The following is a 26632-nucleotide window of genomic DNA, read 5'->3' as shown; positions in this document are numbered from 1 at the left end:
GCAGACAAGCTCAAGCACCAACGCCAAAAATTCAAGATAAAACAGGCTCCAGCGCTTATGCATCATGCATTGGCAGCTATCAAAAATAGTCTTTAAGCTGTGCTTCGGCCTGCGCGTTGGCTTCATAAGACCCCCAACCCGCCGCCACGGGCTTGCCGGCAGCAGCGCCCAGCTTATGGTTGCTGGGGTGCAAGCCCTCCGCGCTCACCGCGACCTCGGCAAAGTCAAGCGGGCTCATGCCTTCAATGCAAACCACATTTACTCAAGCACTCAAAGCAGCACAATCACAGATAGAAAACTGAGAATCAGTCGGTCTCAAGCGCTTATGCAGCAAGCACAAGCAGCTATGAAATATAAAAAAGGCAGCCCGAAGGCTGCCTTTGTTTTAAGCAAGCGAAACGCTCACTTACGTGCGGGTGGCACGTCCGTGCAAGACCCATGTGCCACTTCCGCCGCCATGCCGATGGACTCGCCAAGGGTTGGGTGGGGGTGAATGGTCTTGCCGATGTCCACGGTGTCCGCGCCCATTTCGATGGCCAGGGCGATTTCGCCGATCATGTCGCCAGCGTGGGTGCCTACCATGCCGCCGCCCAGGATACGGCCGTGGCCGTGAGCTTCGGGGGAATCGTCAAACAGCAGCTTGGTGAAGCCTTCGTCGCGGCCGTTGGCGATGGCGCGGCCCGAGGCAGCCCAGGGGAACAGACCCTTCTTGACCTTGATGCCTTGTGCCTTGGCCTGGTCTTCGGTCAGACCCACCCATGCCACTTCGGGGTCGGTGTAAGCCACCGAAGGAATCACGCGGGCGTTGAAGGCAGCGGAAGCCAGTTCCTTGTTGCCTTGCAGCTCGCCGGCGATGACTTCGGCGGCCACATGCGCTTCGTGCACGGCCTTGTGCGCCAGCATGGGCTGACCCACGATGTCGCCAATCGCGAAGATGTTGGGCACGTTGGTGCGCATCTGGATGTCGACGTCGATGAAGCCGCGGTCGGTCACTGCCACGCCAGCCTTGTCGGCGCTGATCTTCTTGCCATTGGGCGTGCGGCCCACGGCTTGCAAAACCAGGTCGTAGGTCTGGGGTTCGGGCACGGTGACGCCGTCCTTGGCAGGAGCGAACGAGACCTTGATGCCTTCGGGCGTGGCTTCGGCACCGACGGTCTTGGTGTTGACCATGATGTTGTCGAAACGTGGTGCGTTCATCTTCTGCCAGACCTTGACCAGGTCGCGGTCAGCGCCTTGCATCAGGCCGTCCATCATCTCCACCACGTCCAGGCGTGCGCCCAGTGTGCTGTAAACGGTGCCCATTTCCAGGCCGATGATGCCGCCGCCCAGAATCAGCATGCGCTTGGGCACTTCCTTCAAGTCCAGGGCGCCGGTGGAATCGACCACGCGGGGGTCCTTGGGCATGAAAGGCAGGTGCACGGCTTGCGAGCCCGCAGCGATGATGGCGTTCTTGAACTGAACGATCTTCTTGCTGCCGGTCTTTTCCTGGCCGGAACCGGTGGTTTCTTCGACTTCGATGTGGTTGGCAGACACGAAGTTGCCGTAGCCGCGCACGACGGTGACCTTGCGCATCTTGGCCATCTGGCCCAGACCGCCGGTCAGCTTGCCGATGACTTTTTCCTTGTGGCCGCGCAACTGGTCGATGTTCACTTCGGGAGCGGCAAACTTCACGCCGGCCACTTCCAGGTGCTTGACTTCGTCCATCACGGCTGCGACGTGCAGCAGCGCCTTGGAGGGGATGCAGCCCACGTTCAGGCAAACGCCGCCCAGGGTGGCGTAGCGCTCGACCAGCACGACCTTGAGGCCCAGGTCGGCAGCGCGGAAGGCTGCCGAGTAACCGCCAGGGCCACCGCCCAGAACCACGACGTCGCAGTCCATGTCCACGGTGCCGGCAAAGTTGCTGGCCACGGGAGCGGGAGCAGCAGCCACAGGGGCGGCCACAGGTGCGGGAGCGGCTGCGGCAGGCGCAGGCGCTGCGGCTTGTGCCGGTGCGGCAGCACCGGCCGCCACTTCCAGCGACAGCACGACGGAGCCTTCGGCAACCTTGTCACCGACCTTGACCTTGATTTCCTTCACGACGCCAGCGTGGCTGCTAGGAATTTCCATGGAGGCCTTGTCGCTCTCCACGGTGATGAGGGACTGGTCCACGGACACGGTGTCGCCGGCGTTGACCAGCAGTTCGATCACGCCCACTTCGGCGAAGTCGCCGATATTGGGTACCTTGATATCGATGAGGCTCATATGCGCTCCTATCTTGGTTTTGTCTCTGCGCCGCCTGAAGGATCAGGCAGCAAAAACGATTTTTCTCGGTTTGAAGCCGGACGCTGACGCCTTAGCTCCAATCAAAGGTCTGCAGCACGATACGGCTTTGGGGCTCGTAGAACAGCAGGATTTCGCAGTCATGCCCCGTGAACTCGTTGGCATAGGTGCTGGTGATGAACTCGAACGCAGCGCCCGTTTCCGGGTGAATGGGGTGAATACCGTCATCCGTACCAATGCCGCTGAGCAGCGGGTTGGTCAGATTGCTCCAGTTACCACCCCACGCAGGCCCGCCCAGCACGCCGAGCAGATAGCGCCCTGAAGTGGAGTCATAACAGTCCGTGCCTGGCTCATACAAAGGCAGCTTGGCAACTTCAGCAGCGTCATTCCAGGGCTTGGCGGCATTCCAGCCATGGGCCAGAAAGTCTCGCCTGGCCTCCTCATATGCCGCGTGCTGGGTTGCGTAATGCAGCTCCATCACATCGCGCCATGAGTACTTGGCCTCGCGGTGCAGTTCAAACGGCGGCTCCACGCCCAGTTTGACCAGTTCACGATGCTGGGTGCGCACCTCGCGCCAGTCGAGCGATTTTTCCACCCAGTCGGCCCGATCCTGCTCCAGCATGAAGTAGCGCCAGTCGCCCAGCAGCTCGTACTTGCCTTGTTCGTCGAGTTTGAAAGCCAGCCAGTCAGGCTTGAGCAGCGCGTTGCCAAACTCCTCGCCCCCCCACTCCCCGACTTGCCCTTCGTAGGGCTCGCAAGGGGCGACGAGATGAATCGGCCCGCTCCAGGCATCGTCGAGCAAGGCCAGATCGATGGTGACCAGCGGCAGAAAATGCCGCGCGTACTTCTCGACCGGCTCGGCGAAGACGTCAGCCGCATCCGGAAAAGGCCGGATACCGGGAATGACGCCACGCAGATGCTCGATGGGATGCTGTCTCAGGTTCTTCATCTCACTCATGGGCTGGCAAGGTGAAGCGCAAGGCATCTAAAAAGATAGCTACTTGCGCAGTTCAGATAAGCGCTGCAGGCCGATTTCGCTAAAAATCGGCCTGCCCGTCAGCTGCTTAGAGCAGGATGCGGCGGTAGTCGGCCAGCACAGCGCCCAGGTAGGCGTTGAAGCGTGCAGCGGCTGCACCGTCGATGACGCGGTGGTCGTACGACAGCGACAGAGGCAGCATCAGACGAGGCACGAACTGCTTGCCGTCCCACACGGGCTTCATGGCGCCCTTGGACAGACCCAGGATGGCGACTTCAGGCGCATTGATGATGGGCGTGAAGTTGGTGCCGCCGATGCCGCCCAGAGACGAGATCGAGAAGCAGCCGCCTTGCATGTCCGCAGCGCCCAGCTTGCCGTCGCGGGCCTTCTTGGCCAGCTCGCCCATTTCCTGGCTGATCTGCAGGATGCCCTTCTTGTCAGCGTCCTTGAGCACAGGAACGACCAGGCCGTTCGGCGTGTCAGCGGCAAAGCCGATGTTGAAGTACTGCTTGTAGACCAGAGTGTCGCCATCCAGAGAGGCGTTGAACTCGGGGAACTTCTTGAGCGCAGCCACCACGGCCTTGATCACGAAAGCCAGCATCGTCACCTTGACGTCGCTCTTGGCCTTGGCGCTTTCGGCATTGGTCTGCACACGGAAGGCTTCCAGCTCGGTGATGTCGGCCTCGTCATTGTTGGTGACGTGGGGGATAACCACCCAGTTGCGATGCAGGTTGGCGCCCGAGATCTTCTTGATGCGCGACAGCTCCTTGCGCTCGACAGCGCCGAACTTGGCGAAGTCGACCTTGGGCCAGGCCAGCACTTCCAGACCGCCGACGTTGCCGCCGGAAGACTTGGGAGCCACGGCCTGCTGAGCCAGGGTCTGCACGGCGCCGGCCATCACCGACTTGGTGAAGGACTGGATGTCTTCCGCCGTGATGCGGCCCTTGTTGCCCGAGCCCTTGACTTCTGCCAGAGGCACGCCCAGTTCGCGAGCGAACTTGCGCACCGAAGGCGAGGCATGGGGCAGCTGACCCGAAGGCGCCACGGTGGGGTTGTGGGCTGCAGGCGCTGCCACAGGTGCGGCAGCAGGAGTGGCGGCCACAGGGGCTGTAACCACGGGTGCAGGTGCTGCAGCCACAGGAGCGGCAACCGGTGCAGCCACGGGAGCGGCGGCCTGCACGGGGGCGGCAACTGCGCCCTGCACTGTCATCTGGCCGACGACGTCGCCCACGTTGACGGTGTCACCCAGCTTGATGGTCAGCGCCGTGATGGTGCCGGCCGAGGGCGAAGGGATTTCCATCGAGGCCTTGTCGGACTCCACGGTGAACAGCGATTGCTCGGCGGTCACGGTATCACCCACCTTGACCAGCATCTCGATCACGGCCACGTCCTTGAAGTCGCCGATATCAGGGATCTTCAGGTCCACGGTGGAGGATGCTACAGGAGCGGCGGCCACAGGGGCTGCAGCCACGGGGGCAGGAGCTGCGGCCACGGGTGCTGCAACAGGGACAGGCGCTGCGGCGGCAGGTGCGGGAGCTGCATCGGCAGTCTCCAGCATCACGACCACGGAGCCTTCCTTGACCTTGTCGCCCAGGGCAACCTTGATTTCCTTGACCACGCCAGCCTGGCTGGAGGGGATTTCCATGGAAGCCTTGTCGGACTCCACGGTAATCAGGGATTGCTCGACCTTGATGGTGTCACCCACCTTGACCAGCACTTCGATCACGCCGACTTCGGAGAAGTCGCCAATATCGGGGACCTTGATTTCTGTCAATGCCATGTTGTCTGTCTCCCCTTCTTAGGCGTGCAGCGGGTTGATCTTGTCGACGTTGATGCCGTACTTCTTGATCGCTTCGGCCACGGTCGTGGCGTTGATCTTGCCTTCATCGGCCAGACCGCGCAGTGCAGCCACCACGATGTAGTGACGGTTGACTTCGAAGTGTTCACGCAGCTTGGCGCGGAAGTCCGAACGGCCGAAACCGTCGGTACCCAGCACCTTGTAGGTACGGCCCTTGGGCATGTAGGGACGGATCTGCTCGGCGTAGGCCTTCATGTAATCGGTCGAAGCGATCACGGGGCCGGGGTGGGCAGCCAGCTGCTGGGACACGAACGGAACCTTGGCTGCTTCCAGGGGGTGCAGCATGTTGAAGCGGTCCACTTCCTGACCTTCGCGGGTCAGTTCATTGAACGACGGGCAGCTCCAGACATCGGCGGCAATGCCCCAGTCCTTTTCCAGCAGTTCCTGGGCGAAGAAGGACTCGCGCAGGATGGTGCCGGAGCCCAGCAGTTGAACGCGCAGGCCGCTCTCTGGCACCTTCTGGCCAGGCTTGACCATGTACATGCCCTTGAGGATCTGCTCTTCCGTGCCGGCTTCCAGGCCAGGCATGGGGTAGTTTTCGTTCAGCAGCGTGATGTAGTAGAAGATGTTTTCCTGGTTCTGCACCATGCGACGCAGACCGTCTTGCATGATCACGGCCACTTCGTGAGCGAAGGTGGGGTCGTAAGTCACGCAGTTGGGGATGGTGTTTGCCAGGATGTGGCTATGACCGTCTTCGTGCTGCAGGCCTTCGCCGTTCAGCGTGGTACGGCCCGAGGTGCCGCCCAGCAGGAAGCCACGCGCTTGCAGGTCGCCAGCCGCCCAGGCCAGGTCGCCGATGCGCTGGAAGCCGAACATCGAGTAGTACACATAGAACGGGATCATGACCCGGTTGCTATGGCTGTAGCTGGTGGCTGCAGCAATCCAGCTGGACATGCCGCCGGCTTCGTTGATGCCTTCCTGCAGGATCTGGCCGGCCTTGTCCTCGCGGTAGTACATCACCTGGTCCTTGTCGACCGGGGTGTATTGCTGACCGTGGGGGTTGTAGATGCCGACCTGACGGAACAGGCCTTCCATACCGAAGGTACGGGCTTCGTCCACCAGGATGGGCACCACGCGGGGGCCGATGTTCTTGTCGCGCAGCAGCTGCGTCAGGAAACGCACATAAGCCTGGGTCGTGGAGATTTCACGGCCTTCGGGTGTGGGCTCCAGGATGGCCTTGAAGGTGTCCAGCGCAGGAGCGGTGAACTGCTCGTCAGCTTGCTGGCGACGGTGTGGCAGGTAGCCGCCCAGGGCCTTGCGGCGCTCGTGCAGATACTTCATTTCCGGCGTATCGTCGGCCGGCTTGTAGAAGGGAATGTCCGCGATCTGGCTGTCGGGGATCGGAATGTTGAAGCGGTCGCGGAAGGCCTTGATGTCCTCGTCGCTCAGCTTCTTGGTCTGGTGAACGTTGTTCTTGCCTTCACCGACCTTGCCCATGCCGAAGCCCTTGACGGTCTTGACCAGCAGCACCGTGGGCTGACCCTTGTGGCCGTTGGCAGCGGCAAACGCTGCGTAGACCTTCTGCGAATCGTGGCCGCCGCGGCGCAGGTTCCAGATCTCGTCGTCGGACATGTGCTCGACCATCTTCAGGGCGCGAGGATCGCGGCCGAAGAAATGCTGGCGAACGTAGGCACCGTCGTTGGCCTTGAAAGCCTGATAGTCGCCGTCGTTGCACTCCATCATGATCTTCTTGAGCACGCCGTCCTTGTCCTTGGCCAGCAGCTCGTCCCAGCCCTTGCCCCAAAGCAGCTTGATCACGTTCCAGCCGGCACCGCGGAATTCGCCTTCCAGCTCCTGGATGATCTTGCCGTTGCCGCGCACGGGACCGTCCAGGCGCTGCAGATTGCAGTTGATCACGAAAACCAGGTTATCCAGGTTCTCGCGCGATGCCAGACCGATAGCGCCCAGGGATTCCACCTCGTCCATTTCACCGTCGCCACAGAACACCCAGACCTTGCGGTTTTCGGTATTGGCAATGCCGCGTGCGTGCAGATACTTCAGGAAACGCGCCTGGTAGATGGCCATCAGCGGGCCCAGGCCCATGGACACCGTGGGGAACTGCCAGAAGTCGGGCATCAGCTTGGGGTGGGGGTAGCTCGACAACCCCTTGCCGTCCACTTCCTGGCGGAAGTTCAGCAGTTGCTCTTCGGAGATACGGCCTTCCAGGTAGGCGCGGGCATAGATGCCGGGCGAAACGTGACCCTGGATGTACAGGCAGTCGCCGCCGTGGTTTTCGTTCTCGGCGTGCCAGAAATGGTTGAAGCCGGCCGCAAACATATTGGCCAGCGAAGCGAAGGAGCCGATGTGGCCGCCCAGATCACCGCCTTCAGGGGGGTGAATGCGGTTGGCCTTGACCACCATGGCCATGGCGTTCCAGCGCATGTAGGCACGCAGACGACCTTCGATCTCGAGGTTGCCGGGGCACTTTTCTTCCTGGTCGACTTCGATGGTGTTCACGTAGCCGGTATTGGCCGAGAAAGGCATGTCCACGCTGTTCTGGCGAGCGTGTTCAAGCAGATCCTCGATCAGCTTGTGGGCATAGTCCGCACCTTCGCGGTCGATCACCGCAGAGAGGGCATCCATCCACTCGCGCGATTCTTGTTGGTCCAGGCCGGCAGGAAAGCCAGCGCCTTTGGGATCAGTCTGAGCTGTCATTGTGAGTGTCTCCTTCGAGAGGGGGTAGCTTTATCACGAAGCAGTGAGTGCGGCATCACACGGTGCGGCAAGCGCCACACCGCATAACGCGTGGCACAGCACCTTCGGGTGCTCCCCGGATTAAACCGATTCACTGTGTCGATCGCTGGCGAGTTTCGCACATTTTTTTCAAATTTCAAATTGTGCTTTGCGATTTCACTATATAAAAAAATGCTGCAAATGCACATACAGTGAAGCCTCCATAGATTGTCTTTTACGCGACAGAAATAGTCGCAGATTCCACTAGGTCTCTCCCCTACACTGGAGGCATGCAAACAAGCAATCACGAACGAGAAAAAGAGGACGCAAAAAGCGCGCAATCCGTTGCATCCCCTGTGCGCTGGTGGCGTAGCTGGTGGCGCAGCCTGTCGCCGACCCGGCAGGATCGCTATGCCGCGCTCGCGCCGCTGGCGTCGGTGCTGATGTTCATGGCTGCAATCATTGCGTCGTTCTGGTATTTACGCACGGAAGAAGTGGATCGCGAGCAGGAGGCACTGCGCCGCGACGTGGAATACGCCCAACAACGCGTGCGCCTGCGCCTGTTGGAGCGCCAGGAGCAACTGATGCGCATGGCTCGTGACATCGGCAACCGCGAGATGCGCAAAGCCGACTTCGACGGCCGCACCGAAGCGTTGATCAGCCAATACCCCGAGCTGCAATCGATTACCTGGATCAATGACAAGCGTCAGGTTGTGTACAGCCAGTCAGCTCCGACGGTGGCCACGGATCAGTTGCGTGCCGTGGGCGAAAGCCTGCATCAGGGCGAGACCCTGCAAGCCTATGAGCAGGCCCGCGAGATGCTGCAGCCCATCTATGTGCAGGAAAAAGCCCAGCCCAATGAGTTGCCGCCACTGCTGCAACTGCATGTGCCAATCAGCGCCAACAGCCGCTACCAGGGCGAGCTGCTGGCCGAGTTTTCGGTGGACAGTCTTCTGCGCTATGGCACGCCCACGGAAGTGATGGCCCGTTACGCCATCACCATGCGCGATGCCGACAACCATGTGCTGGCCGGCACTCCGCTGGCACCGCGCAAGACGCCTACCGAGCTGCTGCACTGGCGTGCCATTGCGAATGAATACGAAGTGCCCGTCTCCCCGGTGGGCACGGCGCTGATGATGCGCGCCCAGGCCTACCAGACTTCGCTGGGCGTAGTCGGTAGCGGCCTGTTCTGGCTGGTGGGCACCTTGTCGGCCATGACGGCCTGGCTGCTGCTGGCCACCTGGCGCCACACACGCCGCCGCCAGCGTGCCCAGGAGGCCCTGGTGGCCGAGACCAACTTCCGCCGTGCCATGGAAAATTCCGTGCTGACGGGCATGCGAGCACTGGATCTGCACGGTCGCATCACCTATGTGAACGCGGCCTTCTGCCAGATGACGGGCTGGAGCGAGAAGGATCTGGTCGGCCAGGTTCCACCTTATTCCTACTGGCCCGATAACGACTACGACAATCTGCATTCACAGCTGCGCGAAGAGCTGTCGGGCAAGACCATCGTTGGCGGCTTTCAGGTACGTGTGAAGCGCAAGAACGGCAGCCTGTTCGACGCGCGCCTGTATGTATCGCCGCTGATTGATGCCCACGGCCAGCATACGGGGTGGATGTCGTCCATGACGGACATTACCGAGCCCAACCGGATTCGCGAACAGCTTTCCGCCTCGTACGAGCGTTTCACCATTGTGCTGGAAGCACTGGATGCCTCTGTTTCCGTGGCCCCTCTTGGAAGTGCCGAACTGCTGTTTGCCAACAAGCTGTACCGCCAGTGGTTTGGCTCGCACACCGAAGGACATCTGCAACTGGTCGCCCAGGCTGGCAAGCTGCCGGTTCGCCACCAGCCCGAAGCCGAAAACGAAGACGGCCTCATGGGCTTGCCCACGGACACGCTGACTGCCGCACGCAGCGAGAACGCCGAGATCTTCGTGCCCAGCCTGGGCAAATGGCTGGAAGTCCGCTCGCGCTATCTGAGTTGGGTGGACGGCCGCCTGGCCCAGATGGTGATTGCCACCGACATCACCCAGCGCCGCCTGGCCGAGGAACAGGCTGCGGCCCAGGCTGAAAAGGCCCAGACCGCCAGCCGCCTCATCACCATGGGAGAGATGGCATCCAGCGTGGCGCACGAGCTCAACCAGCCCCTGACCGCCATCAGCAATTACAGCTCCGGCATGCTGACGCGCCTGGAAAACGGCACGCTCACACCCGAACAGATGAAGTTCGCACTGGAAAAGACGGCACATCAGGCACAGCGTGCCGGGCAGATCATTCAGCGCATCCGCTCCTTCGTGAAAAAGAGCGAGCCCAATCGCATGCTGGCCCAGGTAGGCGAGATGGTAAACGAGGCGCTGGAGCTGGCCGGTATCGAGCTGCGCCGCCGCAATGTGCAGCTGACCTCGCATATTGCCGAACGCATGCCGCCAGTAATGGCCGATGCCATCCTCATCGAGCAGGTTCTCATCAATTTGATGAAAAACAGTGCTGAGTCCATTGATATGTCCGACCGCCCGCTGGGCCAACGCAATGTGGAACTGCGCGTGCGCCCTCAGGTCTTTGAAAGCCTGCCGGGTGTGGAGTTCACCGTGGAAGACACGGGCAAGGGCCTGCCGCCGGAAGTGTTGGAACACTTGTTCGAAGCCTTCTTCTCCACCAAGAGCGAAGGCATGGGCATAGGCCTGAACCTTTGCCGCTCGATTGTCGAATCACATCAGGGTCGAATGCATGCCGAGAACCTCTACAATGGAAGCGAAGTCACTGGTTGCCGGTTCTCATTCTGGCTGCCGTTGGCAACGGGTGTGGAGACGACAACACTCACCACGACAAGCGAACCCATAAAGAGGACGATTGCATGAGTTTGATTCCCAAAAAAGGCACTGTTTACGTAGTTGACGACGACGAAGCAGTCCGTGATTCGCTGCAATGGCTGCTGGAAGGCAAGGACTACCGCGTGCGTTGCTTTGACTCCGCCGAGACCTTTTTGTCGCGCTACGACCCGCGTGAAGTGGCCTGCCTGATCGTCGACATCCGCATGGGCGGCATGACCGGCCTGGAGCTGCAGGACCGACTGATCGAGCGCAAGTCTCCTCTGCCCATCGTCTTCATCACCGGCCACGGCGATGTGCCCATGGCGGTGAACACCATGAAGAAAGGCGCGCTAGACTTCATCCAGAAGCCTTTCAACGAAGAAGAACTGCTGGGTCTGGTCGAGCGCATGCTGGATCACGCCCGCGAAGCCTTTACCGGCCACCAGCAGGCCGCCAGCCGCGATGCGCTGCTGGCCAAGCTCACGGGCCGCGAAGCCCAGGTGCTCGAGCGCATCGTCGCCGGCCGCCTGAACAAGCAGATCGCCGACGATCTGGGCATCTCCATCAAGACCGTGGAAGCCCACCGCGCCAACATCATGGAAAAGCTCAACGCCAACACTGTGGCCGATCTGCTCAAGATCGCACTGGGCCAGGGCCAGACCAGCGCTGCGGCCAAAGCGGCGGCTGCCGTCAATTAAGTGCTCCCCGCGAAATCGGAAGCCACTCCAATCGCGAGATAATCCAAGGAGCACTGGCCAGGCCTCGCGCTTTAGCCAACTCCTATTCTGATAGCTGCTAGTGCTTGTTCATCAAGGGCTAGCAGCATTTTTTATTGGTACTCCAGCAATGACAGCCCAACTCATCGACGGCAAAGCCCTCTCCGAACAACTGCGCAAGGAAGTCGCCACCCGCGCGGCAGCGCTCAAGGCCAAGGGCGTCACGCCCGGGCTGGCCGTAGTTCTGGTGGGCGACAACCAGGCTTCCCAGGTCTACGTGCGCAACAAGGTCAAGGCCTGCGAAGACGTGGGCTTCCACTCGGTGCTGGAAAAGTACGATGCCTCCATGACCGAAGCCGAACTGCTGGCACGTGTCGAAGCGCTGAACAACGACCCCAGCATTCACGGCATCCTGGTGCAGCTGCCCCTACCCAAGCACATCGACGACCACAAGGTCATCGAAACCATCTCCCCCGCCAAGGACGTGGATGGCTTCCACGTGGCCAGCGCCGGCGCACTGATGGTCGGCGAAGTCGGCTTCAAGGCCTGCACGCCCTATGGCTGCATGAAGATGCTGGAATCCATCGGCATGAAGGATCTGCGCGGCAAGCACGCCGTGGTCATCGGCCGCTCCAACATCGTGGGCAAACCCATGGCCATGATGCTGCTGGCCGCCAATGCCACGGTCACCGTCACCCATAGCGGCACCGCCGATCTGGCTGCCATGACTCGCCAGGCCGACATCATCGTCGCGGCCGTGGGCAAGGTGGATGTGCTGACCGCCGACATGGTCAAGCCCGGTGCCGTGGTCATCGACGTAGGCATGAACCGCAATGCCGAAGGCAAGCTCTGCGGCGACGTCGACTTCAACGGCGTCAAGGAAGTTGCTGGCTACATCACCCCTGTGCCCGGTGGTGTCGGCCCCATGACGATTACCATGCTGCTGGTCAACACCATGGAATCGGCAGAGCGCGCCGCAGGCTGACGCCCTCCGAGCCGCCCCGCGGCTTCTCCCTCTCTGGCTCTGATCGCATGAGGGGGACGACAGCTTGGCTGCGCGGTGGCGCTTGCACGCAGTCCTGGCGTGAGCAGGCTTCTGACCACAGGCTGACGCTATGAAGGCGATAGCAATAAATACCCTGAGAGCGCTTGATTTTCCCGACCTTGCCGGCACTTAATACAGCATGAGCAATCCACTTCTCGAATCCTCCTCCCTGCCCTTGTTTGACCGCATTCAGCCCGCGGATGTGGCACCCGCCATCGACACTTTGCTGGCCCGTGCCAGCGAGGCGCTGGAGACCGTGGTTGCACCGGACTCCCCCGCACAGTGGGAGGCCATCTCTGCCGTGCTGGACGTGGCGACTGAAAAGCTGGGCACTGCCTGGTCGGCCATCAATCACCTAAACAGCGTTGCCGACACCCCGGAGTTGCGCGCGGCCTATAACGAAGCCCTGCCCAAGGTCACCGAGTTCTGGACCAATCTGGGCGCCGATGAACGCCTGTACGCCAAGTACAAGGCCATTGACCCGGCCAGCCTCAACAAGGAGCAGCGCGCCGCATGGGACCATGCCATGCGCGGCTTTGTGCTCTCGGGCGCCGAACTGCAGGGCGCTGCCAAGGAACGCTTTGCGCAGATTCAGGCCCGCTCGGCCGAGCTGGCCCAGAAATTCAGCGAGAACGCGCTGGACGCCACCGATGCCTTTGCCTACTACGCCAGGATTGACGAGCTGGACGGCGTTCCGGCCGATGTGATCGCTGCGGCCAAGGCCGGCGCCGAAGCCGATGGCAAGGAAGGCTACAAGCTGACGCTTAAGATGCCCAGCTATCTGCCGGTGATGCAGTTTGCCAAGAGCAGCGCACTGCGCGAAAAGATCTATCAGGCTTATGTGACCCGGGCCTCCGACCAGGCCGAGGGCGACGGCAAGCGCTTTGACAACACCGCCGTGATGAAGGAAATCCTCGCGCTGCGCCTGGAAGAATCCCAGTTGCTGGGCTACAGCAACTTCGGCGAAGTCTCGATCGTGCCCAAGATGGCCGACTCGCCCAAGCAGGTCATTGACTTTCTGCGCGATCTGGCACAACGTGCCCGCCCCTATGCCGAAAAGGACGTGGCCGATCTGCGCACCTTTGCCAGGACTGAGCTCGGCATTGCCGACCCCCAACCCTGGGACTGGGCCTTCATCGGCGAAAAACTCAAGGAAGCTCGCTATTCCTTCAGCGAGCAGGAGCTCAAGCAATATTTTCCAGCCCCCAAGGTGCTGGCCGGCCTGTTCAAGATTGTCGAGACCCTGTTCGAAGTATCCATCCGCCGCGATGAAGCTCCGGTCTGGAACCCCTGCGTGGAGTTCTACCGCATCGAGCGCTCCAGCGCACAAGGCCCACAGTTGGTCGGCCAGTTCTATCTGGACCCGCAGGCGCGCAAGGGCAAGCGCGGCGGCGCCTGGATGGACGATGTGCGCACGCGTTGGCTGCGCCCCGACACCCATCAGCTGCAAACGCCCGTGGCCCATCTGGTCTGCAATTTCGCATCCGGCGTGGACGGCAAGCCCGCGCTGCTCACGCACGATGACGTGATCACCCTGTTCCACGAAACCGGCCACGGTTTGCACCACATGCTCACGCAGGTCAACGAACGCGATGTCTCGGGCATTGCCGGCGTGGAATGGGATGCAGTCGAGCTGCCCAGCCAGTTCATGGAAAATTTCTGCTGGGAGTGGGATGTGCTCAAGCACATGACTGCCCATGTGGACACGGGCGAGGCCTTGCCCCGCGCGCTGTACGACAAGATGATTGCGGCCAAGAACTTCCAGTCCGGCATGCAGACCCTGCGCCAGATCGAGTTCGCGCTGTTCGACATGCTCCTGCACACCGAGCACAATCCGGCAGACGACTTCATGGCGCTGCTGAACCAGGTGCGCGCCGAGGTGTCCGTGCTGCAATCGCCAGCCTACAACCGCATGGCACACACTTTCAGCCATATCTTTGCTGGTGGCTATGCCGCCGGTTACTACAGCTACAAATGGGCCGAGGTGCTGAGCGCGGACGCTTATGCGGCTTTTGAAGAAACCATGTTGGCCGATGGCTCGCCCAACCCCGAGACCGGCCGCAAGTACCGCGAGTCGATTCTGGAAGCCGGCGGCAGCCGCCCTGCCATGGAGTCCTTCAAGGCCTTCCGTGGCCGCGAGCCGCAGATTGACGCCCTGCTTCGCCACCAAGGCATGAGCCAGGCCGCCTGAGCCTTCTGCTGCCACCTGCCCAAAAGCGCCCTGCCCGGGCGCTTTTTCATGCCTGCCATTGCCCCGATAAGAGAGACCCAAGACTGACGCAAGCTGACTCACGCAACGAGGTCAGATCAAGACAAGCCTGAGCATGGGAGCAGACAGTCCTACATGCAAGCTATGCTCTGCCCATTGGCGCTTGCACCCTCAAACCACTTCATTGACCAAGATTGAGATGTCACGATCTTTCATTGCCCGGCCTTCGGCCGAGAAACCGACCTCCGGCAACGCCCTGCTGCTGACAATGCTTGTAGCCGCCTTTGCCGCATTGGCGAGCGGAGTCAGCCTGGCTCAGAATCTCTACCGCAGCGTGGGCCCTGACGGGCGGGTCACCTATTCCGACCGGGCCATCGGCCCCAACGCCAAGCCCAGTGCCGAAGCCGTGAGCAACACCGATGGCCCGGCGTCTTCGGCCAACTCGCAACTGCCTTACGACTTGCGCCAGACTGCCAACCGCTATCCCGTCACGATCTATACGGGCAAGGACTGCGAGCCCTGCGACGAGGCCCGATCTCATCTACAAAACCGCGGCATCCCGTTCAACGAACGCAGCATAGACACCAGCAGCGACGTTGCAGCGCTCAGAAAGCTCAGCGGGCAGGACAGCCTGCCCTTTGCCACCATAGGCAACCAGCACCTCAAGGGTTTTGGCGCCGACAGCTGGGACCAGTACCTGAGCGCGGCCGGCTACCCCAAGCAGCCCCAGTTGCCGAAGAGCTACAAAGCTCCCGCTGCCAAGCCCCTGACCGCGCCAGCAGCAGCCGCTGCCGAAGCAGCCAAGCCCGCCAAGCGTCCTGCACGCATCACGGCGCCAGCAGCCCCGCCCCCTGGCGCGCCCACACCCGAAAACCCCGCAGGCCTGCGCTTCTAGGAGGCAGAAACTTTCAATAAAATCAGCCTCTAACGCTTACCCATAAGGCGTTAGCAGCTATCCATTTCACAAAAAAAGCCACCTGCACAAGCAGATGGCTTTCCGGCCGCAGATTGCTGCTTAGTATTCCAGCGTCTGCACGCCTTGTGCGGTTCCCAGCAGGCACACCGCAGCCTTTTGGTGGGCAAACACGCCGACGGTCACGACGCCGGGCCACTGGTTGACTTCGGACTCGAAGGCCAGCGGCTCGGCGATCTTCAGACCACGGACATCCAGAATATGCTGGCCGTTGTCGGTCACCAGCGGCGCACCATCCTTCATGCGAATATGCGCCGTCACGTCAGCGCCCATGGCTTCAAAGCGACGAGCGATCTGGGCCGCTGCCATGGGAATGACCTCCACGGGCAGCGGAAAATTACCCAGCACCGGCACGCGCTTGGACTCATCGGCAATGCAGACAAAACGCTGAGCCAGCGCAGCCACGATCTTCTCGCGCGTCAGCGCCGCACCACCGCCCTTGACCATATGGCCCTTGCCGTCAATCTCGTCGGCACCGTCGATATAGACAGCCAGACTGGTGACTTCATTGGCATCGAACACCTTGATGCCCAGGGCCTTCAGGCGCTCGGTACTGGCCACGGAGCTGGAGACGGCGCCAGGAATCTGATCCTTGATAGTGGCCAGTGCATCAATGAATTTGTTGACCGTGGAGCCTGTGCCCACGCCCACAATTTCACCGGCGACCACATATTTCAGGGCAGCTTGTCCGACCAAAGTTTTCAGTTCATCTTGAGAAAGAGGTGCAGCAGATGTCGTCATGAGGGAAAATCCAGGTAATCCTGCGATTATCCCCATGTCTCTTATTCCTTACTCACTGACGCGTCCTATTCTTTTCGGCATGGACCCCGAAGCGGCCCACGACCTCACCATGAATTTCATGGCCAAGGGTCAAAATACCCTGCTCCAAAAGGCCTGGGCGCGCCCTCTGATCAACGACCCCATCGAGCTGGCGGGCCTCAAGTTCCCGAACCGTGTGGGCATGGCCGCAGGCCTGGACAAGAATGCGCGCTGCATCGATGCGCTGGCCGCCATGGGTTTCGGCTTTGTGGAAGTGGGTACTGTCACGCCCCGCCCCCAGCCCGGCAATCCCAAGCCCCGCATGTTCCGCATTCCCGAAAAGAATGCACTGATCAACCGTCTGGGCTTCAACAACGAAGGCCTGGATGCATTTCTGGCCAATGTGCGTCGCTCGCAAGTGCGCGCCAATGGCGGCGCCATGCTGCTGGGCCTGAACATCGGCAAGAATGCCACAACCCCCATCGAAGAGGCCACCAGCGACTACATCAAGGCGCTGGACGGCGTGTACCCTCATGCCGACTATGTGACGGTCAACATCAGCTCACCCAACACCAAGAATCTGCGTGCCCTGCAAAGCGACGAGGCGCTGGATGCTCTGCTGGGTGCGATTGCCAATCGCCGCGAACAGCTTTCCAGCCAGCATGGCAAGCGCACGCCGGTATTCGTGAAGATCGCTCCCGACCTCGATGAAGAGCAGGTCGGCGTGATTGCGGCAACGCTGGAGCGCCACGGCATGGATGGCGTGATTGCCACCAACACCACCATCAGCCGCGATGCCGTCAAGGGTCTGCAGCATGCCGAAGAAGCTGGCGGACTGTCCGGCGCGCCCGTGCTCGAAGCCAGCAACCAGATCATTCGCCAGCTGCGCTCAGCCCTTGGCAGCCGCTTTCCCATTATTGGCGTGGGCGGCATCCTGAGCGGCGCCGACGCCGCGAGCAAGATCCGCGCGGGCGCCGATGTTGTGCAGATCTACAGCGGCCTGATCTATCGCGGCCCCGATCTTGTGACCGAAGCCGCCCAGGCCATCGCCCATATGCACTGAACTTGACGCGTGGCCTGGCTGCGCACAAAAAAACAGCCCGTCATGCCTGAGCCTGACGGGCTGTTTTTTTGGGCCCCCTTCAGCCGCGTGCGCGCTGCTGCAGCTTGAGAATCCAGGGCAGTGCTGCGCTGCCCCAGCGAATCAGCTTGCGCGGCCCGAGAACCATGAGCAAGCCCCCCGCTGCCGCCGTTGCCAGCGGATGCAGACGCACAAAAGACAGCAGGCGTTCGGGCAGGGGAGCATCGGCGTCCACATGCGCAGGCTGCGTGCTGCGCAAGGCCAGCGCCTGCGCCTTGGCAGCGGCTCGGGCCTTGATGCGCGCGCGTTGCTTGGCAATGCGCGACAGCACCAGCTTTTGCTCGGAGGTCGCTTCATCCCAGAGCCGAGCATCCATGCCTGCGGGCTTGACGGGCTCCAACTCTGTGGATCGCGAATCGGGAGAGATGCTGTTCATGCTAAATCCTCTCCTTCATCGCCTGCCAATCTGATTTGAGCTCGCGCCGCGTGAGCCTGAATGGACTGGAGAGTTGATTGACAGCTGCCAGCAGTCGCCACAGCCCCAGGCCCCAGACCAGAACCCAGCCACCGACCAGCAGCCACGCCACCAGCTGACGATGCTCGCTATCCCAGAACTGCACGAGCACAGCCATGGACAGGACAATGAGCACAACCACGGTAAGTGCGCCGAGCACAATGGCCAGCACTGCCAGCGTTTGCATGCTGCGCTTGTGCTGCTGCCACTCAAGCTGCGCAAGATCAACACGATCTTCGGCCGCGATCGCGGCCTCGTTGAGATTGGCACGCCAGCGCTCCAGCAGGGAATCAAGACCTAGTAGTGAAATCAAATTCACAGGCACTTGTCCTTTTGCAGCTCAGCAATGCTTAGCGACGGCCCAGCATGAAACCCAGCAGTGCACCCACTGCCAGCGCGGCACCGGCGACGCGCCAGGGTTCGTCGTGGGCATAACGATCCGCCACATCGGCAGCTTCGCGCGCCTGACGAGCGGCGTCCTGAGCCGCACGCACGGCAGACTCGCGCACGTTGGCCATGCCGTCGTCGATGCGCTGACGAAGCACGCTGATTTCAGGAAGCTTGTCCAGTTCACGGGCAGACAGCAGACCGCGCAGATCGCTGACCAGTTTTTCCAGATCGTCTTGGGCGGTGGAAACGGCGTCGGAAACAGAGCGTGACATATCGATCCTTTCAATGTGACGAAATTGGAATATCGCATGCACTTGGCAGTGCACCAAGATAGCCGCGAGACAGCAAGCATCAGGGCCGGCCGCTCATAAAACCTGCAGCATGTGAACATCTTACAGAAAACGCACCGCCTCCAAGAAACTCGCGGGCCTGCGGCACTGTCGGACAGCAGCGAAACTGCCTCATGTCAAGGAATATAAAGCCGTTCAAGGCTCCAAACCAATCTGTTTGCTGCAGCAGCCTTTACGTTGGCGCAGCAGAGCGACCTCAGCCTGAGCTCAGGCATGCCGTGCATGCATAGCTTGACCTCCAGCATCTGCCGCCAAGCAAAGCGGATTACATACGGCAACACACTGATTGCTTAACAGTTCATTAATAAAGTGGCTGCATGCTCTGCAACAAGTCATCTGCTTGCGGGAGTTCCATTCAAAAAACGCTTAAGCAAGCGAAGACTTGACTCAAATCAAGTGGCGCAAACGGCAACTTTCATATAGTCAATTAGACATAAAAGATATTAATTTAATACTCTTTTGTGTTTAAAGCATCAGGGTTTTCTGGTGCCAGTGCGACGATGAAAGGAAGGGCCATGCCACTTCAGAAACGAGAACTCTCCGACTGCGCAACCAGCAGTTCGGCCTGCACCTGCAGCACTCCATCCATTACCCAGGCACCTCAGCAGGCAGTGACTGCGCCCACCAAGCGCGGTTTTTTGCAGGATTTGATTGCCATGGCCGCCAGCCTCGGTGTTGCGGGCAGCGCCCGCGCAGCGCTGCCCGGCGACCCCAGCTTCCAGCCCCTGCGCCGACCCGGCATGCAAGGCAAGCGCTTCGGCATGCTGGTCGATATGCGCAAATGCATTGGCTGCCAGGCCTGCACAGTGAGCTGCTCGGTCGAAAACCAGCCCCCCATCGGCCAGTTCCGCACCACGGTGCTGCAATACGAAATTGACCAGGCCGGCGACACGGCAGCCGCCATGGTCAGTCTGCCGCGGCTATGCAACCACTGCGACGAACCGCCTTGCGTGCCCGTCTGCCCGGTGCAAGCCACATTTCAGCGCACCGACGGGATCGTTCTTGTCGATAACGAGCGCTGCGTGGGCTGCGGCTATTGCGTGCAGGCCTGCCCCTACGACGCGCGCTTCATCAATCACGAAACGCAGACTGCCGACAAATGCACCTTCTGCGAACACCGCCTGGAAGCCGGTCTGCTGCCCGCCTGCGTGGAAAGCTGCGTGGGTGGCGCGCGCGTGATTGGCGATCTGAACGACGCGCACAGCGAAATCAACCAGCGCATCAATGCTCACAAGGACGATATCAAGGTCCTCAAGCCCGGCATGAAGACCAAGCCGCACGTCTTCTACATCGGTCTGCCCGATGAGTTTGTGAACGGTGTCGATGGTCAGGCCACGGTTCGCCTTGTTGCCGAACATCTGTGAAAGGAGTGCCCTCATGCAAATCATTGAACTCCTGACCCCAGCCTACGAAGCGGCATGGTTGCCATGGGCCGTGCAGTATTTCTTTCTGGTCGGCATGGCCACGGGGGCCGCACTGCTGACTTCGGCCTGTGCGTTCGGGCCGGCCCAAGGCTTGCTCCAGCGCCTGCTGCCCACAGCGGTGCTGGTGCTGGCCATGAGTGCGATTGCCGCACCGGTGGCCCTGCTGGCCGACCTGCACCAGCCTGCGCGCTTCTGGCATTTCTATGCCCACCTCACGCCCTGGTCGTGGATGAGCCTGGGTGCCGTGCTCATGCCCACGTTTGCCGGGCTGTGCGTGTTGATGTGCGCGCTGTGGTGGCTGGGCAAGCAGCGGTTGATGCGCCTGCTGGTGCCTGTACTGGTGCTGTCCACGCTCAGCATCGTGGTCTACACGGGCGCCGAAATCATGGTCATCCGATCGCGCCCGCTGTGGAACACGCTGTGGGTACCGATCAATCTGGCACTCAGCGGCTGGCTGGCCACCGTGGGCATGGGCTTTGTGCTCTACCGCTTTCTGCCCCGATCCTTGCAGCCCGATGCTGCAGCCCTGCAAGGGCTGCGCAATCTGGGCCTGTGGCTGGCCACCGGCCTGATCGCCAGCGCCCTGACCTGGGGAATTGCCGGCATCGCGGGCCAGAGCCCTTCATTTGACATGGCTGTGCGCCTGTTCAATGAGTTCCCCGTCTGGCGCATCTCCATGCTGGGTTCGGCCGTGTTTGGAGCAGCCGTGGTGATGGCCCTGCTGCGCGGCGAGCATCGTCTGGCAGCCAAGGGCTACACCCTGGTGCTGGGCACCGGCCTGGCGGCATCTGCCTGGGCCTTCCGCTGGGCACTATTCATGGGCGTGCAGGGCGTGCCCAAATTCGGCGCCGGCCTCTATCTCTACAGCATGCCACTGGGCGGTGACGGCCTGATGGGCATGCTGGGCATGGCAGGCCTGTGCGTGGCACTGGTTGCGCTGACCACCTGGGCGCTGGAGCTGTTTCCAGTACGCAAGCGAGCGGGCACTGTTTAAGAATCAAGCCAAATACGCCTAAAACGCAATATCAGCAAGCGCTTGCAGCTATCAATATCATAGAACCACTGCTGCGCTTGCCCTTCCCCATACCAAGGGCAAGACCATGAATGACAAGAAACTCTCCCCTGAACAATCACAAGACGTCGAGGCCGATCGCACCGATGCCAGCCGCCGCATGCTGCTGCGCGGCGGTGCCGTCGCAGGCGGTCTGGCAGCTTTTGCCGCAGGCTATGGCGAAACCGTGGCCAAGGGAGCCAAGGGGCTGATCACCGGCAGCTCGGGCAAAGCCACCCAGAGCGCCACGCGCGGCAACTCGCTGATGCCCGAATTCCGCATCGACCCCGTCAGCGGCAAACTGACGACCCAGCCCGGCCAGGTGGTCAGCCCCTCCTCGTGTCTGGGCTGCTGGACACAGTGCGGCGTGCGTGTGCGCGTCGATACTGCCGACAACCGGATCATCCGTATCGCCGGCAACCCTTATCACCCGCTGGCCACCACCCACCCCGCGCCCATGGAAACACCGGTTCGCGAGGTCTACGCCATGCTGGGCGGTGACAACGGACTGGAAGGACGTGCCACCAGTTGCGCCCGTGGATCGGCCATGCTCGAGCACCAAAAAGCACCGCACCGCGTTCTCAAGCCGCTCAAGCGCGTTGGTCCACGCGGCTCCGGCCAGTGGAAGAGCATCACGCTCGAAGAGCTGGTTCAGGAAATCTGCGAAGGCGGCGATCTCTTCGGCGAAGGCCATGTGGACGGCCTGCGCGCCATCCGCGACGTCAACACGCTGATCGATGAAGCCAATCCCGAATACGGCCCCAAGTCCAACCAATTGCTGATGACGGAGGCCGCCAACGAAGGCCGTACTCCGCTGGTCAACCGCTTTGCCAAACAATCGTTCGGCACCATCAACGTGTCCAACCACGGCTCTTACTGCGGCCAGACCTACCGGGTGGGCACGGGCGCGGCGCTGGGCGATATGGCCGGCATGCCCCACGGCAAGCCGGACTGGAAGAGCTCGCGATTTGGCCTGTTCATCGGCACCTCGCCGGCTCAGTCTGGCAACCCATTCCAGCGCGTGGGCCGCGAGCTGGCCGAAGCCCGCTCGCGCGGCGAGAACACCTATCGATACGTGGTGGTCTCGCCCATGCTGCCCACATCGTCCAGTCATGCGGCAGGTGACAACAACCGCTGGCTGCCCGTCAAACCCGGCAGCGACCTGGCACTGGCCATGGGCCTGATCCGCTGGATCATCGACAACGAGCGCTATGACAAGCAGTTTCTGACCCAGCCCGGCCCCGCCGCCATGGCTAGCGTTGGCGAAGCCAGCTGGAGCAACGCCACCCACTTGCTGGTCAACGAGCCCAGGCATCCGCGCTACGGCCAGTTCCTGCGCGGCGCAGATATTGGTCTGCCCATGCCAGATCCTATCGACGAAAAAACACCCGCCGAAGATGTGTATGTGGTGCAGCTGAACGATGGCAGCCTGGCCGCCCATACCGTGGCCCAGCCTGCCGAGCTGGTTGCCGAGCGCAAATTCACACCCATCAAGGCTGCCGACGCCACCGAAGAGCCTGTGCCTATCGCCGTCTGCACCGCCTTTGTCAAGCTGCGCGCCGAAGCGCACAGGAAGACGCTGGAGGAATACGCAGCTATGTGCGGCGTGCCGGTCAAGGAGATCGAGGAGTTGGCGCGCGAATTCACCAGCCATGGCAAACAGGCCGTGGCCAACTCGCACGGCGGCACCATGAATGGCTCGGGCTTTTACACCGCCTATGCCATTGCCATGCTCAACAACCTCATCGGCAACCTCAATGTGCGCGGCGGCTGGGTCATGGATGCCGGCCCGTTCGGCCCCTTTGGCCCGGGACCGCGATACAACTTTGCGCAATTTGAAGGCGCAGTCAAACCCCGGGGCGTGGCCCTGTCGCGCACCCGCTTCCCTTACGAAAAGACCAGCGAATTCAAGCGCAAAAAGGAAGCGGGCCAGAACCCCTACCCCGCCAAGGCGCCCTGGTATCCCGCGCCTGGCGGCCTTTCCAGCGAGATGCTGGCCGCCGGCATGCTGGGCTACCCCTACCCGGTCAAGGCCTGGATCAACCACATCAGCAACCCCATCTACGCCATGTGCGGCTTCGAGAATGCGCTGGCAGACTCGGTCAAGGACGTGAAAAAGCTACCGCTGTTTGTCTCGGTGGACCCTTTCATCAACGAGACCTCTGCTCTGGCCGACTACATCGTGCCAGACACCGTCACCTATGAGAGCTGGGGCATTGGCGCGCCCTGGGCCGACGTCGTAGCCAAGAGCAGCACAGTGCGCTGGCCCACGGTAGAAGCCGCCACGGCCAAAACGGCAGACGGCCAGGCCATCAGCTTCGAGACCTTCATCTTTGCCGTGGCCAAGCAATTGGGTCTGCCAGGTTTTGGCAAGAATGCGATGAGCACCAAGCAAGGCGAGCTGCTGGACCTGGAAAACGCCGAAGACTTCTACCTGCGCGGCATGTGCAATATCGCCTATCAGGCGGGCAAGCCTGTACCCGAAGCCAGCGATGACGACATAAAAATCACCGGCCTCGAGAAATGGATGCCATCGTTGGAACAGCGTGTCGCCCCCGAAGAAGTGCGCCGCGTCGCCATGGTCATGAGCCGTGGCGGCCGCTTCGACAAGGTTGAAGACGCATGGACGGACGACCAGCTCAAGCTGCAGGCCAAGTTCCCGGCCACTTTCTGGCACGAAGGTCTGTCCAGGATGCGCCACTCCATGACCGGCGAACGCTACAGCGGCTGCCCCACCTGGTACCCCACGCGCCTGGCCGACGGCTCGGACATGCGCCAAGTGTTTTCCGAACAAGACTGGCCGCTGACCATGACCAGCTACAAGTCCAACTTGATGAGCAGCATGTCCATCGCCGCCTCGCGCCTGCGCCAGGTGCACCCGCACAATCCTGTGAGCATCAACAAGGCCGACGCGGCAAAACTGGGCATCGTCAATGGCGACCACATCGAACTCAGCACCCCCGGCGGCAAACTCCAAGGCGTGGCCCTGGTACGCGCTGGTATCGCGCCCGGTGCGATCGCCATTGAGCACGGCTACGGTCACAAGCAACTGGGCACCGTGGCCCACAAGGTTGACGGCCAGCCCACCCATGCCAACCCACAGCACGGCAATGGCGTGAATCTCAATGCTCTGGGCTTTGTCGATCCGACCCGACCTGCCAAGGACAATGTCTGGATCGACTGGGTATCGGGGGCAGTGGTCAGGCAAGGACTGCCAGTGAGAGTGAGAAAGGCTTGATAAGGGCCTAAAGCTCTGGCGGGCGATCGGGATGGAAAGTCCCGTCGCTCGCGCCTACGAGGGATGGCATTGAAACGACTGCCAACAACTTGCGGCGATATCTTGAACCTGGCAGGGAGCAACCGTATTGCCGACCATTGGCTTGCAACAAGAATCTGGGCCGGATTAGGCTCGCCCTGACATCGGACATGACAAACCACAAGCACCACTCCTGAGTGATCGTCTTTCAGCTTCTCCGAAAACTCAAAAAAGGTAATAAATCCACGAAATACTATTCAATCAAATGGGACAGTACATTATTTACAATAAAAAACCACTGGATATTGGTATTAAAAATCGAGAAGAACAAGATTGCTTTCTTCTCGGAAAATATTCGTATACAGCCATCTAAATATAGACAATTATATTGTTTTGAAACTTACACTTAAAAACAATAATGGAATCATCTGATTTCGCTTCATTGTTGATAGCAATGCAGTTCTATATTTCAATAAATTGCACAAATAACGATAGCAGATCAACAGAATCCTAGTTCGTGCCCAAACAAGGTATTTCTGTTTTCATCCGGCTTATTGAAACTGCCATTAACCGAAAGAACGTTTTGGAACAGGCATCTGCGAAGCCAAAACGCAACTCCGGTTGGCATTGATCATTGTGCACTGGCAAATGGTCTTTCGCCTGAATTCATCCCCGTGGTCTGAGAACTCGCTATTCAAAGGAATGATCATGAAAAAGTCTTTGATTGTCATGGCGGTTGCTGCCTTGGCTGGTGTGGCATCTGCTGCGACCAATACGGGGACCAATGCGTCCTCAGGAACTTATTCCTCGGTTGCCAGCTCCGGCACAGGCAGCGCTGTGAGCTTCAATAGTGCGACGGCCAGCGCTCAAGCAAGCGGCTTTGGAACCAGCACCGGCACCACCGGCTCTTGGGGGCCTGTGGCCTCGGGGCAATCGAGTGTCGGCGGAAGCGCCTCCACCACAGGAACCGTCAGCAGTCTTGCTGCGACCAGCGGAGGCGGCGTTGCCGGCGGCTACGGAACCACCAACGCCAACGCACATTCGGACGTAGGTAGCAATTACCTCGGCCACGCTCCCGGCAAGTTGGTCAGCGGTGGCGCCGGAGGCTACGCCAACTCGAGCACCAACAATGTGGCTGGAACTGCATCCATCGGCAACGGCATTGCGGTGGTGAACAGCACTGCCCATACCAACTCCAACTTTGGCGGGAACTCGCAGGCGATCTCGGGCCCGGGAGGAACCTCGACCAGCAATAACTCCGGCGCCTCCTCTGTCGGCAACGCGACAACTACCGGCTTCAGCCTGGGCACAGCCTTCGGAGGCTCCAATGGTGGTGGAACTTCGGGCAATGCTTATGGATGGGCGAACTCGGCCGCCAACTAGATAAAGTCCGTGAACTCAGTTGTATTGCCCCCGAGTTGAGGCGTCCCAAGTCAAGACTCGGGGACAAAGGAGAAACAGCATGAAAGCCTCAATAGCCTTGCTAAGCCTTTGTGTCCCTTTGTGCAGCTTTGCGCAGAATGCCGATAGCAGTGCACAAAGCCTCTCCAGCTCCTCGTCAGTGGGAGCACAACAGAATCAATCCATCACCATCGTGAATCCGGTTGCTGCGGCGGACAGCCGATCAGTATCCAGCATCGAAAGCAGGTCGACCTCAAGCTCGGATCAAAACATCACGACCAGCGGAACCACCACCCAGAATCTGAACAACACGGTATCCGGGACATCCAGGAACATCGTCGAGTACAGCGGTACTTACACCGTGAAGAACGTTCCCAGCGTGAACGGCCCCAATCTCACGACCAGCAATGACACCTGCATGGGCAGCAGCAGCGGCAGTGCCAATGGCCCTGGCTTTGGCGTGAGCTTCGGCACAACCTGGACGGACGAGCATTGCAAACGCCTGAAAATGAGCCGTGAGCTCTGGAACAAAGGCATGAAGGCAGCTTCTCTGGCAATGGACTGCATGGATCCCGCCGCTCGCGTGGCACTGGAGATCACGGGTTCTAAATGCCCGCAATCCATGACCGCAGACGAGCGCCGCAACAACTACGGGCCGGATGCTTCAGCACAAGGCAGTCCTGCACCGTCTACCACGCAGGCCGTTTCTGGCACCAGTCTCGAGCAGGCAATCGAGTCCAGGCAAACGGCAAGCCTCTATCCGAACTGACGAGCGCTCAGGCCAATCCTGGCGGGCGGCACAAGGGCAGCCTGAGCCTGGGCGAATTCTGTGAAATGCAGCAGCAATCCGTGCAATGACCAGGGCTCTGGTCCAAGCCAAACACGGT

The 26632-nt window shown here is 60.7% G+C and carries 20 protein-coding genes; 11 read left to right on the top strand and 9 right to left on the bottom strand.

Annotated features, from left to right (window positions below):
- Positions 1 to 79: 79 nt before the first annotated feature.
- The 5 genes from JAO85_RS02935 to aceE all read right to left on the bottom strand — a co-directional run bounded on the left by JAO85_RS02935 (position 80) and on the right by aceE (position 7748).
- Entirely contained in the window at positions 80 to 238 is a 159-nt protein-coding gene (locus JAO85_RS02935) for a hypothetical protein (RefSeq protein WP_041744108.1), read from the bottom strand.
- A gap of 164 nt (positions 239 to 402) precedes the next feature.
- Positions 403 to 2241 carry a dihydrolipoyl dehydrogenase gene (gene lpdA, locus JAO85_RS02930; RefSeq protein ID WP_202787414.1) on the bottom strand — a complete coding sequence of 613 codons (1839 nt, stop codon included), beginning with the start codon at positions 2239 to 2241 and terminating at the stop codon, positions 403 to 405.
- Positions 2242 to 2332: 91 nt separating this feature from the next.
- Positions 2333 to 3208 (bottom strand): hypothetical protein, encoded by an 876-nt coding sequence (locus tag JAO85_RS02925; protein WP_202787413.1) that lies wholly within the window; start codon positions 3206 to 3208, stop codon positions 2333 to 2335.
- Between the two features lie 115 nt (positions 3209 to 3323).
- Positions 3324 to 5015 (bottom strand): dihydrolipoyllysine-residue acetyltransferase, encoded by a 1692-nt coding sequence (aceF, locus tag JAO85_RS02920; protein WP_039051042.1) that lies wholly within the window; start codon positions 5013 to 5015, stop codon positions 3324 to 3326.
- An 18-nt stretch (positions 5016 to 5033) separates the two neighbouring features.
- Complete coding sequence (gene aceE, locus JAO85_RS02915) at positions 5034 to 7748, bottom strand: pyruvate dehydrogenase (acetyl-transferring), homodimeric type (RefSeq protein WP_012838308.1); 2715 nt, start codon at positions 7746 to 7748, stop codon at positions 5034 to 5036.
- Between the two features lie 308 nt (positions 7749 to 8056).
- Between aceE and JAO85_RS02910 the strand changes: the two genes are divergently transcribed.
- The 5 genes from JAO85_RS02910 (at position 8057) to JAO85_RS02890 (ending at position 15441) form a co-directional block, all read left to right on the top strand.
- Complete coding sequence (locus JAO85_RS02910; RefSeq protein WP_012838307.1) at positions 8057 to 10624, top strand: PAS domain-containing sensor histidine kinase; 2568 nt, start codon at positions 8057 to 8059, stop codon at positions 10622 to 10624.
- The gene (locus JAO85_RS02905; RefSeq protein WP_003055354.1) at positions 10621 to 11274 is read left to right on the top strand and encodes a response regulator transcription factor; all 654 of its coding nucleotides are present in this window, start codon (positions 10621 to 10623) and stop codon (positions 11272 to 11274) included. The genes JAO85_RS02910 and JAO85_RS02905 overlap by 4 nt, the downstream gene beginning before the upstream one ends.
- Before the next feature lie 148 nt (positions 11275 to 11422).
- Positions 11423 to 12277: a bifunctional methylenetetrahydrofolate dehydrogenase/methenyltetrahydrofolate cyclohydrolase FolD gene (gene folD / locus JAO85_RS02900; RefSeq protein WP_039051043.1), complete on the top strand. Its 855-nt coding sequence runs from the start codon at positions 11423 to 11425 to the stop codon at positions 12275 to 12277.
- Between the two features lie 199 nt (positions 12278 to 12476).
- Positions 12477 to 14528: a M3 family metallopeptidase gene (locus JAO85_RS02895; protein WP_202787412.1), complete on the top strand. Its 2052-nt coding sequence runs from the start codon at positions 12477 to 12479 to the stop codon at positions 14526 to 14528.
- A gap of 217 nt (positions 14529 to 14745) precedes the next feature.
- Positions 14746 to 15441, top strand: coding sequence for a glutaredoxin domain-containing protein (locus tag JAO85_RS02890; RefSeq protein ID WP_237734674.1), 696 nt, complete (start codon positions 14746 to 14748; stop codon positions 15439 to 15441).
- A 120-nt stretch (positions 15442 to 15561) separates the two neighbouring features.
- Here the strand turns inward: JAO85_RS02890 and rpiA are convergent, their stop codons facing one another.
- The gene (gene rpiA, locus JAO85_RS02885; protein WP_054074229.1) at positions 15562 to 16260 is read right to left on the bottom strand and encodes a ribose-5-phosphate isomerase RpiA; all 699 of its coding nucleotides are present in this window, start codon (positions 16258 to 16260) and stop codon (positions 15562 to 15564) included.
- 34 nt (positions 16261 to 16294) lie between these two features.
- On the opposite strand from rpiA, the gene JAO85_RS02880 reads away from it, so the two are divergent.
- Complete coding sequence (locus JAO85_RS02880) at positions 16295 to 17341, top strand: quinone-dependent dihydroorotate dehydrogenase (protein ID WP_202787410.1); 1047 nt, start codon at positions 16295 to 16297, stop codon at positions 17339 to 17341.
- Positions 17342 to 17420: 79 nt separating this feature from the next.
- Here JAO85_RS02880 and JAO85_RS02875 read toward each other — a convergent pair whose 3' ends face one another.
- The 3 genes from JAO85_RS02875 to JAO85_RS02865 are packed head-to-tail and all read right to left on the bottom strand — an operon-like array spanning position 17421 to position 18535.
- The gene (locus JAO85_RS02875) at positions 17421 to 17795 is read right to left on the bottom strand and encodes a hypothetical protein (RefSeq protein WP_202787409.1); all 375 of its coding nucleotides are present in this window, start codon (positions 17793 to 17795) and stop codon (positions 17421 to 17423) included.
- A gap of 1 nt (position 17796) precedes the next feature.
- Positions 17797 to 18198 (bottom strand): phage holin family protein, encoded by a 402-nt coding sequence (locus JAO85_RS02870; protein WP_012838300.1) that lies wholly within the window; start codon positions 18196 to 18198, stop codon positions 17797 to 17799.
- Positions 18199 to 18223: 25 nt separating this feature from the next.
- The gene (locus JAO85_RS02865; protein WP_004340823.1) at positions 18224 to 18535 is read right to left on the bottom strand and encodes a DUF883 domain-containing protein; all 312 of its coding nucleotides are present in this window, start codon (positions 18533 to 18535) and stop codon (positions 18224 to 18226) included.
- Positions 18536 to 19128: 593 nt separating this feature from the next.
- On the opposite strand from JAO85_RS02865, the gene dsrO reads away from it, so the two are divergent.
- The 5 genes from dsrO (at position 19129) to JAO85_RS02840 (ending at position 26514) form a co-directional block, all read left to right on the top strand.
- Positions 19129 to 19977, top strand: a complete 849-nt coding sequence (gene dsrO / locus JAO85_RS02860) for a sulfate reduction electron transfer complex DsrMKJOP subunit DsrO (protein WP_034355836.1) — start codon at positions 19129 to 19131, stop codon at positions 19975 to 19977.
- Between the two features lie 13 nt (positions 19978 to 19990).
- A complete protein-coding gene (gene nrfD / locus JAO85_RS02855) occupies positions 19991 to 21031 on the top strand; it encodes an NrfD/PsrC family molybdoenzyme membrane anchor subunit (protein WP_202787408.1) in 1041 nt (346 codons plus the stop codon).
- A 106-nt stretch (positions 21032 to 21137) separates the two neighbouring features.
- Entirely contained in the window at positions 21138 to 24326 is a 3189-nt protein-coding gene (locus tag JAO85_RS02850; protein WP_202787407.1) for a tetrathionate reductase subunit A, read from the top strand.
- Between the two features lie 726 nt (positions 24327 to 25052).
- Positions 25053 to 25727, top strand: a complete 675-nt coding sequence (locus tag JAO85_RS02845; protein ID WP_004340813.1) for a hypothetical protein — start codon at positions 25053 to 25055, stop codon at positions 25725 to 25727.
- A 79-nt stretch (positions 25728 to 25806) separates the two neighbouring features.
- Positions 25807 to 26514, top strand: coding sequence for a hypothetical protein (locus JAO85_RS02840; protein WP_172415121.1), 708 nt, complete (start codon positions 25807 to 25809; stop codon positions 26512 to 26514).
- The last annotated feature ends 118 nt before the right edge of the window (positions 26515 to 26632 follow it).

The organism is Comamonas sp. NyZ500, from assembly GCF_016772095.1.
Classification (GTDB): Bacteria; Pseudomonadota; Gammaproteobacteria; order Burkholderiales; family Burkholderiaceae_C; genus Comamonas; species Comamonas thiooxydans.
The sequence above is the reverse complement of the archived record's forward strand: the minus strand, read 5'-3'. Positions and strand labels throughout refer to the sequence as shown.

Bases quoted from the DNA above. Each gene is read 5' to 3' on its own strand.
- JAO85_RS02935 (WP_041744108.1), bottom strand. From the start codon at position 238: ATGAGCCCGCTTGACTTTGCCGAGGTCGCGGTGAGCGCGGAGGGCTTG.
- lpdA (WP_202787414.1), bottom strand. From the start codon at position 2,241: ATGAGCCTCATCGATATCAAGGTACCCAATATCGGCGACTTCGCCGAA.
- JAO85_RS02925 (WP_202787413.1), bottom strand. From the start codon at position 3,208: ATGAAGAACCTGAGACAGCATCCCATCGAGCATCTGCGTGGCGTCATT.
- aceF (WP_039051042.1), bottom strand. From the start codon at position 5,015: ATGGCATTGACAGAAATCAAGGTCCCCGATATTGGCGACTTCTCCGAA.
- aceE (WP_012838308.1), bottom strand. From the start codon at position 7,748: ATGACAGCTCAGACTGATCCCAAAGGCGCTGGCTTTCCTGCCGGCCTG.
- JAO85_RS02910 (WP_012838307.1), top strand. From the start codon at position 8,057: ATGCAAACAAGCAATCACGAACGAGAAAAAGAGGACGCAAAAAGCGCG.
- JAO85_RS02905 (WP_003055354.1), top strand. From the start codon at position 10,621: ATGAGTTTGATTCCCAAAAAAGGCACTGTTTACGTAGTTGACGACGAC.
- folD (WP_039051043.1), top strand. From the start codon at position 11,423: ATGACAGCCCAACTCATCGACGGCAAAGCCCTCTCCGAACAACTGCGC.
- JAO85_RS02895 (WP_202787412.1), top strand. From the start codon at position 12,477: ATGAGCAATCCACTTCTCGAATCCTCCTCCCTGCCCTTGTTTGACCGC.
- JAO85_RS02890 (WP_237734674.1), top strand. From the start codon at position 14,746: ATGTCACGATCTTTCATTGCCCGGCCTTCGGCCGAGAAACCGACCTCC.
- rpiA (WP_054074229.1), bottom strand. From the start codon at position 16,260: ATGACGACATCTGCTGCACCTCTTTCTCAAGATGAACTGAAAACTTTG.
- JAO85_RS02880 (WP_202787410.1), top strand. From the start codon at position 16,295: ATGTCTCTTATTCCTTACTCACTGACGCGTCCTATTCTTTTCGGCATG.
- JAO85_RS02875 (WP_202787409.1), bottom strand. From the start codon at position 17,795: ATGAACAGCATCTCTCCCGATTCGCGATCCACAGAGTTGGAGCCCGTC.
- JAO85_RS02865 (WP_004340823.1), bottom strand. From the start codon at position 18,535: ATGTCACGCTCTGTTTCCGACGCCGTTTCCACCGCCCAAGACGATCTG.
- dsrO (WP_034355836.1), top strand. From the start codon at position 19,129: ATGCCACTTCAGAAACGAGAACTCTCCGACTGCGCAACCAGCAGTTCG.
- nrfD (WP_202787408.1), top strand. From the start codon at position 19,991: ATGCAAATCATTGAACTCCTGACCCCAGCCTACGAAGCGGCATGGTTG.
- JAO85_RS02850 (WP_202787407.1), top strand. From the start codon at position 21,138: ATGAATGACAAGAAACTCTCCCCTGAACAATCACAAGACGTCGAGGCC.
- JAO85_RS02845 (WP_004340813.1), top strand. From the start codon at position 25,053: ATGAAAAAGTCTTTGATTGTCATGGCGGTTGCTGCCTTGGCTGGTGTG.
- JAO85_RS02840 (WP_172415121.1), top strand. From the start codon at position 25,807: ATGAAAGCCTCAATAGCCTTGCTAAGCCTTTGTGTCCCTTTGTGCAGC.